Origin of the sequence: Comamonas sp. UBA7528, from assembly GCF_002479375.1 — a bacterium.
In the GTDB taxonomy this organism is placed as follows: domain Bacteria; phylum Pseudomonadota; class Gammaproteobacteria; order Burkholderiales; family Burkholderiaceae_C; genus Comamonas.
In genome coordinates, this window is sequence record NZ_DLMU01000004.1 from 75,977 (window position 1) to 88,648 (window position 12,672).

Genomic DNA, 12,672 nt, shown 5'->3' on the forward strand with positions numbered 1-12,672 from the left:
GCGCAAAGTGACTCCTTAACCGCAATGGGAAGCCGCTGGCATGGCCGGTGCCTTCCGTTCACGCAAGGCTGCGCAAGGTGGGCTCACGTTCCCAAAAGCGGGACACCGCGGTCTTCACAAACGCTTTGGTGTCACCCGGGTCCACTACGCCGGCGTCTGGTTTCACTCCCGCGGCTTCCAGGATGGCGTGCGTGCCCTTGCAGGCTGCGATGGCTTTGAGGTGGCCAAAGGCATCGCGAAACCAGTTCTGGGCTACGGCTTGCTTGGCCAGTTTTTTGCCAGACTCCAGCGGGATGATGGAAGCCACCGCATCAAACTGGGCAGAGGGCGATCCGGCCAGTTGCCCATCGATGGCGGCTTCCTTGCCATCACTCAGCGTAATGCCACCCAGGCGCGGGGCAATCAACTTGACGCAGGCCTTGGCCGATTCCAGCGCTTTGCGTAGCGCGGCAACGGACTCGGCATTCGATCCTTCGTCCACCAAAATGGCTATGCAGCGGCCTTCCAGCGTGGGCTTCATTCGGTCGATGATGCGGGTGGCCGGGCTGACCGGCAGATCCTGCACGGGCACCGTCGGCTGCGCGGCATCAGGTACGGGCGACAGGCCCAAGCCCTTGGCCACACGCAGGCCCAGTTCCTCGTCAATCACGCGCAACTGGCTGACCACGGCGCTGCGCACGTGGGGTGTCTGTACCTTTGAAAGCTCAAACACCAAGGCGCTGGCGATGTGGGCCTGTTCCAGGGCACTTTGGCTGCGGAAGAACATGCGTGCCTGGCTGTAATGGTCCGCGAACGATTCGTGGCGTACGCGGCCTTTGCTGCCCACTGCGGTCTCGGCAAATGCGCGTGAGCCCTGCGCCAGCGAGGCACGCGGGCTGTCAGGTTGCAGGCTGGTCGGCTCATAGGCCACGCGACCCTTCGGCACCTGCATTTGCATGTGTCCGTCGCGCTGGTGGTGGGCGAAGGGACATTTCGGCGCATTGACAGGGATTTGCGCAAAATTGGGCCCACCCAGGCGCGAGAGCTGCGTATCCAGGTACGAGAACAAGCGCCCTTGCAGCAGCGGGTCGTTGGAGAAATCGATGCCCGGCGGCACGTTGGCTGGGCAGAATGCCACCTGTTCGGTCTCTGCAAAGAAGTTGTCGGGCCAGCGATTGAGCACAAAGCGGCCGATTTTTTGCAGTGGCACTACTTCTTCTGGAATGATTTTGGTGGGGTCGAGGTGGTCATAGGGCAGTTTGTTGGCCTGCTCTTCGGTGAACAGCTGCACGCTCAGTTCCCAGGCAGGTGCCTGGCCGGCCTCCAGGGCTTCAAACAGGTCGCGGCGATGGAAGTCGTTGTCGGCGGCTTGCAACGCGAGCGCTTCGTCCCACACGGTGGACTGGATGCCCAATTCGGGTCGCCAGTGGAACTTGACAAAGGTGCTGTCGCCCTGGGCGTTGATCAGCCGGAAGCTGTGCACACCGAAACCTTCGATGGTCCGCAGGCTGCGGGGGATGGTGCGGTCGCTCATGATCCACATCACCATGTGCATGGACTCGGGCATTAGCGAAATGAAATCCCAGAACGTATCGTGGGCCGAGGCGGCCTGCGGAAAGCCGCGGTCGGGCTCCATCTTCACGGCGTGCACCAGGTCGGGAAACTTCATCGCATCCTGGATGAAGAACACCGGCACGTTGTTCCCGACCAGATCCCAATTGCCTTCGTCGGTGTAGAACTTGATGGCAAAACCACGCACATCGCGCGGAGTGTCCACCGAGCCAGCGCCGCCTGCCACGGTGGAGAAGCGCACAAAGATGGGGACCTTCTTGCCCGTTTCAGTCAGCACCTTGGCCGTGGTGTATCTGGCCAGGGATTGGCTCAACTCAAAATAGCCGTGGGCGCCTGTGCCACGGGCGTGGACGATGCGCTCGGGGATGCGCTCGTGGTCAAAGTGGGTGATTTTCTCTCGCAGGATGAAGTCTTCGAGCAGGCTGGGGCCGCGCTCATAGGCCTTGAGAGAGTTCTGGTTGTCGGGGACCGGAATACCTTGCTGGGTCGTCATCGCCGGGTGGCTACCTCCGGCTTGCTGCTGCAGCTCGCCGGCGTTCCCGCGCAGGTCGGTCACTGACGGCTTGGCACTGCTTTTTTTTGCTGCTGGCTTGGTCATACAAACTCCTTGGCTGGTGGGAGCTGTTAACTATGCAGCGCTGGGCTGTCAGCGGGGTAGGCGTGGGGGAGGCATTGCTGGGGGCGATTGGACTACAAGGTGGGTGCTCAGCGTGCTCGAACCTCCCCTGGCCCGGCGAGCCCTGTGCGCCGGATTGGCCATAGCATTGTTGAGGGTTCAGAACATCCTGTTTCCATATGGAACAGGAGTCTCAATGAACACGCTGCCCCGAACAAACAGCTTCTGGCAGGCCAAGCCGATCCAGCGGGCGGGCGTGCCGTTGGCAGGTGCTGGCCGCGGGATCCGCACCCAGCGTCGCCGGGACGTGGTGGCGCAGGTGAATGCCGCTTCCAGCGTGCGCAGGTCAGGGCACCGCCGCCATGATGGCAGACGGCGTGGGGCACTGCCATGGCCCTTGCGGGTCTGGGCTAGAAATCGATCACCACCGACGGTGCGCTGCGCCGGGCCTCGCCGTGGTACACGGCTTCGATGTTGTTGCCATCGGGGTCCAGCACAAAGGCCGCGTAGTAGCCGGGGTGGTAGGGCCGTTCGCCCGGCGGGCCGTTGTCGCGCCCGCCATGCGCCAGCGCGGCACGGTGAAAGGCATCGACCATGGTCTGGTCTCTGGCCTGGAAAGCCAGGTGGCAGCGGCCCGTCAGCGCGCCCAGTGCGGCCGCGCTGCCGGCCGAGGACACCACCAGTTCGTCGGCCCAGAAGAAATCATCGCTGGTGCCGATGATGGGAATCTCCAGCACAGCCAGGACGGCGGTGTAGAAGTCCTGGCTGGCTTGGAGGTCGCTCACCACCAGCTGGATATGGTCGATGAGGCGTCCGCGGTGCAGTTGGTTGGTCTCCATGGTCATCCTTTCACATTCAATGTCAGGGTTGCACACCCAGTTGCCGGGCCAGCGCCGCCTGTGCGCACGCCCCGGAAGCGGCATCGACCTGGCTGGTCAACACCTGCACCACCTGCTGCAGCTGGCTGGCCGTCAGTCCGGTGTTCAGGCTGATGCGCATAGGGGCCTGCAGCTGGCCGTCGACGCCGGGCAGGGCCGCCAGCATGCCGACGGTGGCGATTTCGCGGCTTTGCCAGTCCAGGTTGTCGCGCGCAAAGATGTCGCCGAACAGGTGTGATTTTAGGAACACATCGGTGGCCGGTGCAAAGTCAAACAGCGGCCCGGTGACCGGGGCTCCGGCAAGCCTGGCCTGGTTGGCGGTGCCCAGTGCCAGCAGGGCGTCGCCTGTGGGGACGGCACCGGGTTCGCGACCCACGGTGTCTTGCACGCCGCGTTGCCTGCGGGCATCGACCAGCTGCATCAGCTCACCCAGGGCGTTCAGGCTGCGTGGAAAGCCGGCATAGGCATAGACCTGTACCAGCAGTTCCTTGACCTCCTGGATCGGTATGTCGGCGTCCAGCGCCTGCTCCAGTGCCGAGCGAAGCCGGGGCATGTCGCCCACTGCCGCCCAGGCGGTGACAGGTGCGATGGCCAGCTGGCGGGCTGTGAGGCTGGTGCTGGGGGGAGCGTGCTGAGTGGTGGATGGGGGCATGGGCGTCTCCTGCGCGTGGGAGGGGTTGGCCGATAACGCCAGCACGCTGCCCAGCGCCTCGACCAGCGGGGCTGCATGCGGGCGGGGAATGGGGAGGCGGGGCTTCATGGTGCAGCGGTGCCGTGGCCTGTGCCCGCAGGGGCGGCTGAGATGGTGTCGGCACTCTGGTGCGCTTGCGCTTCTCTGTACTGGGCTTCGGTGACGTGCTCCATCCAGTCCACATTCCTGCCGTCACTGTCGGACGGTGTGACGGCCATGTGCGTGAGCGCCGTGAACAGGCCCGCACCATGCCAGTGTTTGATGCCGGGAGGGCACCACACCACATCGCCCGGCTGGATGCGCTGGGCGGGCTTGCCCCACTCCTGGGTCAGTCCCACACCACCGGTGACCACCAGGTACTGGCCCTTGGGGTGGGTGTGCCATGCCGAGCGGGCTCCGGGCTCGAAGGTGACGTAGGCGCCGGAGGTGTTGACCTGGTCATTGGCGGCATACAGCGGGTCAATGCGTGCCCGGCCCGTAAAGAACTGCGCAGGCCCTGCGATGGCGTGCTGGCTGCCCGCTGCTGCAATGCGCTGGGCCGCCGGCAGGACGGCGGAAGCGGCAGCGGCAGCGGCGGCAGGCACGGGTTCTGCGCCAGCCAATGTGCTCAGGCCGGTGGTTAGCAAGGCGGTGGCAATGGGTTTCATGGAGCGTTCCTTTCTCAGTGCGGTCTGCGTGCAAACCCTGAACAACGTGCGATTCACTGTAGAAGGCGCTGACTTGATTGAATAGATGGCAAAATCTGCATGAACTGGTGAAATTGGCTCATCAATAATGTCCGAGAACCTGAATGATCTGCAGGCCTTTGTGGCCGTGGCGCGCGCGCAGAGCTTTACCAAGGCGGCGGCGCAGATGGGGCTGTCGCGTTCCGCGCTGAGCCACAGCATGCGGACGCTGGAGGAGCGGCTGGGGGTGCGCTTGCTCACCCGCACCACACGCAGTGTGTCGGTCACGGAGGCGGGCGATCGTCTGCTGCACACGCTGGCGCCCCGGCTGGACGACATCGACGCCGAGCTGGCAGCGCTGGCAGCATGGCGTGACAAACCGGCGGGCATGGTGCGGATCTCCACCCACGACCACGCCATCACCACCGTGCTCTGGCCCAGGTTGCTGCCGCTGTTGCATGCCTATCCCGAAATCCAGGTGGAGTTTGCGGTGGACTACGCCATGACCGATATCGTGGCCGAGCGCTTTGATGCAGGAGTGCGCTCAGGCAACCAGCTGGACAAGGACATGATTGCCGTGCGCATCAGCCCAGACCTGCGCATGGCGGTGGCGGCATCGCCGGCCTATCTGGAAGGCCGCAGACTACCGCTCAGTCCCGCTGATTTGACCGGGCACCGCTGCATCAATCTGCGCCTGCCCACCTACGGAGGGCTGTACGCCTGGGAGTTTGAAAAAGGGGGCCAGGCACTGAATGTGCGGGTGACGGGGCAGGTCACGGTGAACAACACATTCTGGCTGCTGCGCGCCGCGCTGGATGGCATGGGGCTGGCCTATGTGCCACTGGATCTGCTGCAGCCCCATTTTGAGCAGGGTACCCTGGTGCCGGTGCTGCAGGACTGGTGGCCCAGCTTCCCGGGCTACCACCTGTATTACGCCAACCGCAGGCAACCCTCACCGGCGCTGACGCTGGTGATCGAGGCGCTTCGGATAGAGAGCCGTTAACGCTATCCCGGATCCAGCCTGGGCAGGTCATCGCTTGGGGCTGCCGGGGCATGCCGGCCGGGCCGCGCCTGTTCGATCCCTCATGGCCGTGCCGTCCGGGTGCTGGCACTGGATGGCACCGGAGGAAAAGTTGTGTGCCAGCTCCAGCACTTCCTCTGGGGTGGCACGTTCGAGTGAATCCAGGCGACCTCCACATTGGGCACAAATACGTCCGGGCGGTCCAGCACGCAGTGGCGCGAGTGGATGCAGCGCTGGCCGTCGAAGGTGACGATGACGTTGGAGGAGGAGACTGTTTCGCGGCCCATGGTGAGCTCCTGTTCTGGTTGTGGAGTTTGCTGCCGGCCCGTCCCGCGCCTTGTCGCCAGGCTGGATGCGGTGGGCGGGCTGGTCCCACTCCTGGGTCAGTCCCGCGCCACCGGTGACCACCAAGTACTGGCCCTTGGTGTGTTCTGCCAGGGCCAAAGTGTTGATTGTCAGGTGGCTATAGGATACAAATCCAGAAGAGATGGTGCGGCTGCATTTGGAACGATTCTTGGTGCTCCCGTTGGAAATGCGGCCGGCTTATTCGCCCGCAACGTTGCGGTGGCGATTGCGATTCGTCCCGAAGTACCGGGGTGTCGAATGCATTTGCGATTTCGGCCTCACCAATGAATGGATGTTCTTCTAGCTTTTTTCTGAGTCGGTTGGCTTGGGTTTCGGCTGGTACAGCTCGAAAAATGAGCAAAATAAGTGATGGAAAAGTTTTATCTCAAGCTTCGAAACTTTCTTGTAATCTGGTTTATCTATTTTTCTGCAACATTAGGCATCGCATTGGCTGGATCATTCGTAGTGCTTCCGGTGTTGAAGCTCATTCGTTTTGGAGTATTTGAGCTACTACCCAACGCAACCTATTTGGTCAAAGTATCTAAAGCAGTCTTCTTTTGTTCATTTTTCCTGAGCTTAGTTATGTGGCTTTGGGGTGAGATAGAGGCCAAAAGAAACTGAAATTGAAATAGCTCTGAACAGGGGGCGGCCGACGATGATTGAAACGCCTGTCTTAGGCGAGTGCGGCTGGATAGGTTGAAGTCTGATCGGGGTGCCTGGCTTGGCCATGGCAGTCGCGCTGCGCCGGTTCAATCCCCGCTGACAAATCCCGCCTTCACATGGCTGCCGTCACAAAACGGCTTGTTGGCGGAGTGCCCGCAGCGGCACAGCCAGGTGTCGGTCACCCGGGTGATGGTGCGTCCGGTGCCGCTGACCACCTCGAGTGGACCGCTCACGTGTAGCGGGCCGTTGGTGGTGGGGTCTATCTGCAGCGGACCGTTGCGCCGGGCCAGCGGGGCGGAGTCCTGTGTGGGCGGTTCTCCCGTGGCGGTGAAGCCGGCGGTGGTGTGGCTGCCGTCGCAATAGGGTTTCAGCTGCGATGCACCGCAGCGGCACAGTGTGGCGCGCAGGCCATCGGGCCGGCCGGCCACCACCAGTTCTGCATGGAAGGCCAGCGGTCCGTTTTCCCGCACGCGCACGGTGTTGACCAGGGGCGGCAGTTCCATGGCCGTGCCGTCCGGGTGCTGGCACTGGATGGCACCGGACGGGCAGTTGTGTGCCAGCTCCAGCACTTCCGCCGGGGTGGCACGTTCGGGGTGGATCCAGGAGCCCTTTACATTGGGCACAAACACGTCCGGGCGGTCCAGCACGCAGTGGCGCGAGTGGATGCAGCGCTGGCCGTCGAAGGTGACGGTGACGTTGGAGGAGGAAACGGTTTCGCGGCCCATGGTGAGCTCCTGTTCTGGTCGTGGGGTGTGCGCTGCTGGCCCGTCCCGCGCCATGTCGCCCAGGCAGGCACGAGCGCACCTGCCCATCGTAGGCAGGCACGCGCTGCAGCAGGCGTAGGCCTGTGCCGCAGCGTGCAGCCTGGTGTGGCTCCGGCCTGCACCAGCCTGCAGCGGTGGCAGACGGATGGCGGGCGGGAGTGAGGGGTAGTCCCCAACCTCTTTGGGTGCCCGCCCATGCCAGCATGGCGGCTGTGCGGCAGGTGGGGCCTGTGGTGTTCTGCCCTGTCCTATTTTTTCCTGCTGCCGGTGTGATGGAGGAGCTGGCTCATGTCTGCACTGCAAGTCCCTGTTTCGGCCCATGACCATGTCCACGGACCGCGTGATGCCGCCGTGGTGCTGGTGGTGTATGGCGATTACCAGTGCCCGTACTGCGGCATGGCGGAGCCGACCTTGCAGCGCATTCGCCAGGAGCTGGGTGACCGGGTGGCGGTGGTGTTCCGCAACTTTCCACTGCCGATGCATGCCCAGGCGCTGCCGGCGGCCTTGGTGGCGGAGTTTGCGGGCCAGCACGACAGTTTCTGGAAGGCGCACGACTGGCTCTACAGCCACCAGGCGACCCTGGGGCCGCCGTTGTACGGGCGCTTGCTGCAGACGCTGCAACTGAATGCGGAGGAGCTGGGGCCGGCCATGGCCGGCGGGAACCTGGAAGCCCGCATCCGTGCCGATATCGACGGTGGGGAGCGCAGCGGGGTGGAGGGCACGCCGGCCTTTTTCCTGAACGGTGAAGCTTTCCCTGTCCACCACAGCCATGGCGAGCTGTACGAGGCGGTTCTGCGGGTACTGCGCTAGGTGAGCCGGGTACGCACGCAGCCTGATGCCAGCAGCCACATGCAGTGGCTGGCAGTGTCTGGCAAGACCTGTCGTATGGCGGGTGCTGTGGGCGGAAGATGGCTTCGTCTCAGGTGCCCCACATGCTCCGAGTCCGAGGTCAACACGCCTGCCGTGGACAGGGCTGCGCTGTGGCTTTTGCCCTGGGGGGCTGTCAGGCATGGCACCATGCGGGTTTTGGATCTGGAGTGAGCGATATGAAGTTCTGGCTGGCAGGGGTGCTGGGTGCCCTGGTGGTGGCAGGGTGTGCAAGCAAGCAGGCGCTGGTGCCGCAGGTGCAGCAGGGTGTGGATGCCAAGGGCGTTAAGACCGTGACCGTGGCTCCCGAGAAGGTGCAATGCAGCCGCCCGCAATGTCCCACGCTGGCGGCATCCTGGACCGCCGCCAAGCAGGGGCAGGCCGTGCTGAGCATTGGCTTGCCTTACCAGCAGGCCGCGGTGACGGGGGCGGATTTCCACTTTGGCAGCGGCGAGGTGCTGCGCGTGCGTTCGCGTTCGCAGACCGCTGCCATGCAGCAAGGCTATCCGGCCACGGCATTTGACGTGCCGCTGCGCACCATGGAGCGCCTGGCGTATTCGCCGCGCAGCTGGGTACGCGTTTACACCGAAGGCGGCAATGTGGATGAAACCATCAACAGCGGCGAAGAAACCAGCCGCGCCTTCACGGCCATGAACTATTTCATGGGCGGCGTGCAGGCTGCCACCGGCCAGGGACCCAGTGACGATGTGAACCAGGGCGGTCTGATGGACCGCCTGGGCCTGGGCGAGGACAAAGAGCGCAACCGCTGAGCGACGCCGCCTTCCGCTGCGGTATGCAAACATGGCGCCCGGTGTGGGCGCTGTGTGTTTCTGGAGGGTGGTTGTGCCAACCGGGGCGCTTGCCCTCACTTCAACGGCAATGGCACCGGGGAATCCAATGCGCAGGGCCCGCAGGGGCGAGCCACAGCCGCAGCGCCTTACTCCGGCATGCTGCTGGGCAGTTGCAGGCTGTCGCCGGTGACATAGAACTGTCCACCCGCCACATAGTGCAGGGTGCGCAGATCGTCCGGTGCGGTGTCGAATTTCCAGCGGCCCTGCTGGAACACGCGTTCATCGGCCCAGGCGGCCGTTACTTCGCCAATGAACAGGTCATAGGCCTGCTGGTTGTGCGGCTCCGCGATGACGCGGCACACCAGCCAGCCGGCGCAGCCGGCTACCAGCGGCGCGCCGGGGGCGGCGGACGCGCGGAACAGCTCCACGCCATGGCGCTGCAGCTTGTCCGGGTGCTGCAAGGCGCTGTCGGTGCCCACATCCAATGTCAGCCGGGCCTGGGCGCGCGTGGGCAGCTGCAGCACGAACTGGCCGCTGGCCTCCACCAACGCTCGGGTTCGGGTCTGCTTGTCCAGTACCACAGTTACCTTGGGCGGAGCAAAGTCCAGCGCGCAGGCCCAGGCGGCGGCCATCACGTTGGCATCTCCCGCGTGCGCGGCCGACACCAGCACCGTGGGTCCGTGGTTCAGCAGGCGGTAGCACTTGTCCAGTGGCACGCTCTGGCAGTGGGCGGGCAGGTGCAGCGGGAGATCGTCAAAGGAAGTCATAGCGGTGCAGGAAGGGCGACAAAACAGGCAGTGTAGGCGGCTGCCACTGGCGTGCCGTGGGTAGCGGGCAGGCGCTGGAGAAGAGGCGGTATGTCAGACCGGCAGCACAGCGCCCAGGCGCATGGAGCGCAATGGCAGGCACCATGCGGGAATACTCCATGGTGGCGTAGCCCGTTCGGGGCAGCTATCCTCCATATTCAGGAGACGCAGCACATGGGCGATTATGGTGGAGCCCATATCCATATGGCTGCATGGCGCCTGATCACCTGCGGGGCCTTATGCGCCACGAGAATCAGTATGGAGCTGCGGGATTTTCCGGGGGATACCACAAGTCGTGCTTTTTCGCCACAGCCAGATACCTTGCGCTTCATTCCAAGTTGCGCACGTTATAGTGCTTTCACGGGTTCATTATCGGACCTGTTTCTTCCTTGTGGTGTGCCATATAGAAGAACGGATAGGTCGTTAGTTTGAAAACGGCCCCGTATGGGGCGCCATGTTTGGTATAACACTCCTGTAGCGAAACTAGGCGGTCAGCCCGTTGCGGTATCTGGACGGCGCACAGGACGAGTTTGAGCGTGGCATGATTTCATGGTGCTAGACTTTTGATTCTGAAGACGAATAATCAAGGAAGAGTATTTTGGATACACCCATTTTGCACACACTCATCAGCCTGATTCCCTTGGTGCTGATTCAGGGGGTTTATGCCATCTTTGCAGCGCAAGTTGCCAAAAGAACCCAAAGAAGCGTGCCGCTGTTTGCCATTCTCACCCTGATTCCGGGGATTGGCATGTTCTTCTTTGCCTACGTTGTCTGGTCGACGACTTTGTACGTGCTGGATTCGCTCAACGAGCTCAAAGCAAAACCTTGAATGCCCTGGCATGCGGTCTTGGCGGGTTCAAGATCGCATGCCAGGGCAGAACCAGGGTACCTACAGGGGTTCATGGCTGCCCGGCCTGCCGGTGCAGGCCGTGCTTGCTGCGCCCGATGCGTTGTGCCTGGTAGATGCCGGCATGCCCGGAACACAGATAGGCGGTCACGCACGCGATGGCGGCAAATGGACCGATCTGCGGGCCGAACAGCTCCAGCGCCATCAGGATGGTGGTGATGGGGATATTCGCAGCTCCCGCAAACACGGCGACAAAACCGAGGCCGGCCATCATCGCAAGGGGCATGTGCAGCAACGGGGCCAGCGCATTCCCCAGCGTGGCACCGATGTAGAACAGCGGCGTGACTTCACCGCCCTTGAACCCGCTGCCGACGGACGTGGCCGTGAACAGCAGCTTTCCCAGGAAGTCCCATGGCTGAGCTGGTGCGTGGAACGCCTGCAGGATGTCGGGTATGCCCAGGCCGATGTAGCGGTAGGCATCCAGCCCCCACACGGCCGTTGCAATGGCGATGCCGCCGATGAAGGGGCGCAGCGGGGCACAGGGAACGCGGTGTTTCATGAAGGCGCCGATGGCGCGGGTGGTTTTTGCAAACAGCATGCCGACCAGCCCGAAGAGGACCCCGGCGATGGCAACGGCCAGCACACTCCACCAGTCCACAGGCGCGACGTCCACCACCGCATAGTGGGTGTGGTGGATGCCCCAGGCAACCCCCACCTGGCTGGCCGCAATGGCAGCGACAACGCACGGGAGCAGCGCGTCGTAACGCATGCGCCCCATCGCCAGCACCTCCAGACCAAAGATGGCGCCCGCCAGCGGCGTTCCGAAGACCGAGGCAAAGCCTGCACTCAGCCCAGTCATGAGCAGGATGCGCCGGTCGTGCGGTGCCAGCCGGAAGACCGCGGTCAGCTGGTCGGCGAGTGCACCACCCATCTGGACGGCGGTTCCCTCGCGGCCTACCGAGGCGCCAAACCCATGCGATACCACCGTGCTGGCGAGCACCAATGGCACCATGCGCAGCGGCACCACTTTTTTCGGCGTGTGGATCTCATCGAGGATGAGGTTGATGCCGCCATCGACCGACTGGCCCACCAGGCGGTAGAGCATGCCCACCGTCAGGCCGGCGAATGGCAGCAGCCATACCACCCCACGGTGGGCCTCACGCCAGGTGGTGGCATGGTCGAGCGCAAAAAGAAAGAAGGCGGAAGCAGTGCCAGCGAGTGCTGCCACCCCACAGGCCAGGACGAACCACATCCCCATGCGGGGCAGCAGCGCGAATGAAACGGGTGGAAAGAGTTTGGGCATTGGTCAATAGCGCGAAGGAATCGGCCTGACCAATGGGGGGACGTATACGCGAGCGCCTACAGTCCCGACACAGGTCAGGTTCTGTAGACGTCATCAGCTGCATGCCGCAGCGGTTGAGGAGGAACGTCATCTCCTTGGCCGCCAGTATAGCGGTGCCGGCGGTGTGTGCTGGCTGCCGTTTTGCGCCGGGGTTTTCCATTGGCTCACAGCCAGCGGCGCACCTCCTGGCAATAGCGTTCGAATGCGGGACCGAAACGCGCGTGCAGCGCGGCTTCTTCAGGGCGTATCTGGAAATGTTGCAGGTAGGCCATGAACACCATGACCGCGAGCAGCCCGGACAGCTTGCCCAGCCCTGCGGCGAAGGCCAGCAGCAGCAATGCAAAGCCCAGGTACATGGGGTTGCGTGTCAGACGGTAGACCCCGCGCACCACCAGTGCCGAAGATGCGGCGGGGTTGACCGGGTTGACGGTGGTCCGTGCGCGGCGGAATTCCCGCACGCCAGCCAGGCAGAACCCTCCGCCCACGGCCGCCAGCACGGCGGCGGTCATCCCAGCGCCGGGCAGCCGGATGGACCGGAGATCGGGCAGCAGCCAGATGGCAGCCGCGAACAGCGCAAACAGTGCCAAGGGTGGCACGCGCAGAGAGAGCCAGGAGGAAGGCTGCGATGAGGGAGGGCGGGTGGACATGGGGAGTCGGTGAGGTAATGGTGGAATCTTTTATGGTGCAAGCGTAAAGATTGAAGTCACTTCAATGTCAACGGGCGTGATGACTTCGCAAAACTGCCGGGCGCCAATGGAAAGCGCACGGTCGCCAGAGCGTGCGCAGCCTGGGCCGGCGTGCTGGGCATGCAAACCTTCACCAGGA

14 protein-coding genes and 1 riboswitch are annotated in these 12,672 nt (G+C 63.5%); of the genes, 5 read left to right on the forward strand and 9 right to left on the reverse strand.

Annotation, left to right across the window (positions count from 1 at the left end):
• Positions 1-58: 58 nt before the first annotated feature.
• The 4 genes from B3349_RS04475 to B3349_RS04490 form a co-directional block, all read right to left on the reverse strand.
• Positions 59-2,149, reverse strand: coding sequence for a catalase (locus B3349_RS04475; protein WP_291586772.1), 2,091 nt, complete (start codon positions 2,147-2,149; stop codon positions 59-61).
• Positions 2,150-2,577: 428 nt separating this feature from the next.
• The gene (locus B3349_RS04480; protein WP_291586774.1) at positions 2,578-3,006 is read right to left on the reverse strand and encodes a VOC family protein; all 429 of its coding nucleotides are present in this window, start codon (positions 3,004-3,006) and stop codon (positions 2,578-2,580) included.
• A gap of 22 nt (positions 3,007-3,028) precedes the next feature.
• Positions 3,029-3,805, reverse strand: a complete 777-nt coding sequence (locus B3349_RS04485) for a carboxymuconolactone decarboxylase family protein (RefSeq protein WP_414646851.1) — start codon at positions 3,803-3,805, stop codon at positions 3,029-3,031.
• On the reverse strand, positions 3,802-4,383 hold the full coding sequence (locus B3349_RS04490; protein WP_291586776.1) for a (R)-mandelonitrile lyase: 582 nt from the start codon (positions 4,381-4,383) through the stop codon (positions 3,802-3,804). Before B3349_RS04490 ends, B3349_RS04485 begins: the two co-directional genes overlap by 4 nt.
• Positions 4,384-4,507: 124 nt before the next feature.
• Between B3349_RS04490 and B3349_RS04495 the strand changes: the two genes are divergently transcribed.
• On the forward strand, positions 4,508-5,404 hold the full coding sequence (locus B3349_RS04495; protein ID WP_291587227.1) for a LysR family transcriptional regulator: 897 nt from the start codon (positions 4,508-4,510) through the stop codon (positions 5,402-5,404).
• 80 nt (positions 5,405-5,484) lie between these two features.
• On the opposite strand, the gene B3349_RS04500 is transcribed toward B3349_RS04495, so the two are convergent.
• On the reverse strand, positions 5,485-5,709 hold the full coding sequence (locus B3349_RS04500; RefSeq protein WP_291586778.1) for a ferredoxin family protein: 225 nt from the start codon (positions 5,707-5,709) through the stop codon (positions 5,485-5,487).
• Positions 5,710-6,136: 427 nt separating this feature from the next.
• On the opposite strand from B3349_RS04500, the gene B3349_RS04505 reads away from it, so the two are divergent.
• The gene (locus B3349_RS04505; protein WP_291586780.1) at positions 6,137-6,388 is read left to right on the forward strand and encodes a hypothetical protein; all 252 of its coding nucleotides are present in this window, start codon (positions 6,137-6,139) and stop codon (positions 6,386-6,388) included.
• A gap of 128 nt (positions 6,389-6,516) precedes the next feature.
• Here the strand turns inward: B3349_RS04505 and B3349_RS04510 are convergent, their stop codons facing one another.
• Positions 6,517-7,155 (reverse strand): CDGSH iron-sulfur domain-containing protein, encoded by a 639-nt coding sequence (locus tag B3349_RS04510; RefSeq protein ID WP_291586783.1) that lies wholly within the window; start codon positions 7,153-7,155, stop codon positions 6,517-6,519.
• 327 nt (positions 7,156-7,482) lie between these two features.
• On the opposite strand from B3349_RS04510, the gene B3349_RS04515 reads away from it, so the two are divergent.
• A complete protein-coding gene (locus tag B3349_RS04515) occupies positions 7,483-8,004 on the forward strand; it encodes a DsbA family protein (RefSeq protein ID WP_291586785.1) in 522 nt (173 codons plus the stop codon).
• A gap of 236 nt (positions 8,005-8,240) precedes the next feature.
• A complete protein-coding gene (locus B3349_RS04520; protein ID WP_291586787.1) occupies positions 8,241-8,831 on the forward strand; it encodes a hypothetical protein in 591 nt (196 codons plus the stop codon).
• A gap of 167 nt (positions 8,832-8,998) precedes the next feature.
• Here B3349_RS04520 and B3349_RS04525 read toward each other — a convergent pair whose 3' ends face one another.
• Entirely contained in the window at positions 8,999-9,619 is a 621-nt protein-coding gene (locus B3349_RS04525) for a flavin reductase family protein (protein WP_291586789.1), read from the reverse strand.
• Between the two features lie 637 nt (positions 9,620-10,256).
• Here B3349_RS04525 and B3349_RS04530 point away from each other — a divergent pair.
• The gene (locus B3349_RS04530; RefSeq protein WP_291586791.1) at positions 10,257-10,487 is read left to right on the forward strand and encodes a hypothetical protein; all 231 of its coding nucleotides are present in this window, start codon (positions 10,257-10,259) and stop codon (positions 10,485-10,487) included.
• A gap of 70 nt (positions 10,488-10,557) precedes the next feature.
• On the opposite strand, the gene B3349_RS04535 is transcribed toward B3349_RS04530, so the two are convergent.
• Together B3349_RS04535 and B3349_RS04540 are read right to left on the reverse strand one after the other, a co-directional pair.
• The gene (locus B3349_RS04535; protein ID WP_291586793.1) at positions 10,558-11,808 is read right to left on the reverse strand and encodes a chloride channel protein; all 1,251 of its coding nucleotides are present in this window, start codon (positions 11,806-11,808) and stop codon (positions 10,558-10,560) included.
• A gap of 77 nt (positions 11,809-11,885) precedes the next feature.
• A riboswitch (Fluoride riboswitch) is annotated at positions 11,886-11,951 on the reverse strand.
• 60 nt (positions 11,952-12,011) lie between these two features.
• Positions 12,012-12,494, reverse strand: coding sequence for a methyltransferase family protein (locus B3349_RS04540; RefSeq protein ID WP_291586795.1), 483 nt, complete (start codon positions 12,492-12,494; stop codon positions 12,012-12,014).
• Positions 12,495-12,672: the final 178 nt, after the last annotated feature.

Excerpts from the sequence above, each read along its gene's own strand:
- B3349_RS04500 (WP_291586778.1), bottom strand. The coding sequence starts at position 5,709 with ATGGGCCGCGAAACAGTCTCCTCCTCCAACGTCATCGTCACCTTCGAC.
- B3349_RS04485 (WP_414646851.1), bottom strand. The coding sequence starts at position 3,805 with ATGAAGCCCCGCCTCCCCATTCCCCGCCCGCATGCAGCCCCGCTGGTC.
- B3349_RS04490 (WP_291586776.1), bottom strand. The coding sequence starts at position 4,383 with ATGAAACCCATTGCCACCGCCTTGCTAACCACCGGCCTGAGCACATTG.
- B3349_RS04510 (WP_291586783.1), bottom strand. The coding sequence starts at position 7,155 with ATGGGCCGCGAAACCGTTTCCTCCTCCAACGTCACCGTCACCTTCGAC.
- B3349_RS04475 (WP_291586772.1), bottom strand. The coding sequence starts at position 2,149 with ATGACCAAGCCAGCAGCAAAAAAAAGCAGTGCCAAGCCGTCAGTGACC.
- B3349_RS04505 (WP_291586780.1), top strand. The coding sequence starts at position 6,137 with ATGGAAAAGTTTTATCTCAAGCTTCGAAACTTTCTTGTAATCTGGTTT.
- B3349_RS04520 (WP_291586787.1), top strand. The coding sequence starts at position 8,241 with ATGAAGTTCTGGCTGGCAGGGGTGCTGGGTGCCCTGGTGGTGGCAGGG.
- B3349_RS04515 (WP_291586785.1), top strand. The coding sequence starts at position 7,483 with ATGTCTGCACTGCAAGTCCCTGTTTCGGCCCATGACCATGTCCACGGA.
- B3349_RS04535 (WP_291586793.1), bottom strand. The coding sequence starts at position 11,808 with ATGCCCAAACTCTTTCCACCCGTTTCATTCGCGCTGCTGCCCCGCATG.
- B3349_RS04525 (WP_291586789.1), bottom strand. The coding sequence starts at position 9,619 with ATGACTTCCTTTGACGATCTCCCGCTGCACCTGCCCGCCCACTGCCAG.
- B3349_RS04540 (WP_291586795.1), bottom strand. The coding sequence starts at position 12,494 with ATGTCCACCCGCCCTCCCTCATCGCAGCCTTCCTCCTGGCTCTCTCTG.
- B3349_RS04480 (WP_291586774.1), bottom strand. The coding sequence starts at position 3,006 with ATGGAGACCAACCAACTGCACCGCGGACGCCTCATCGACCATATCCAG.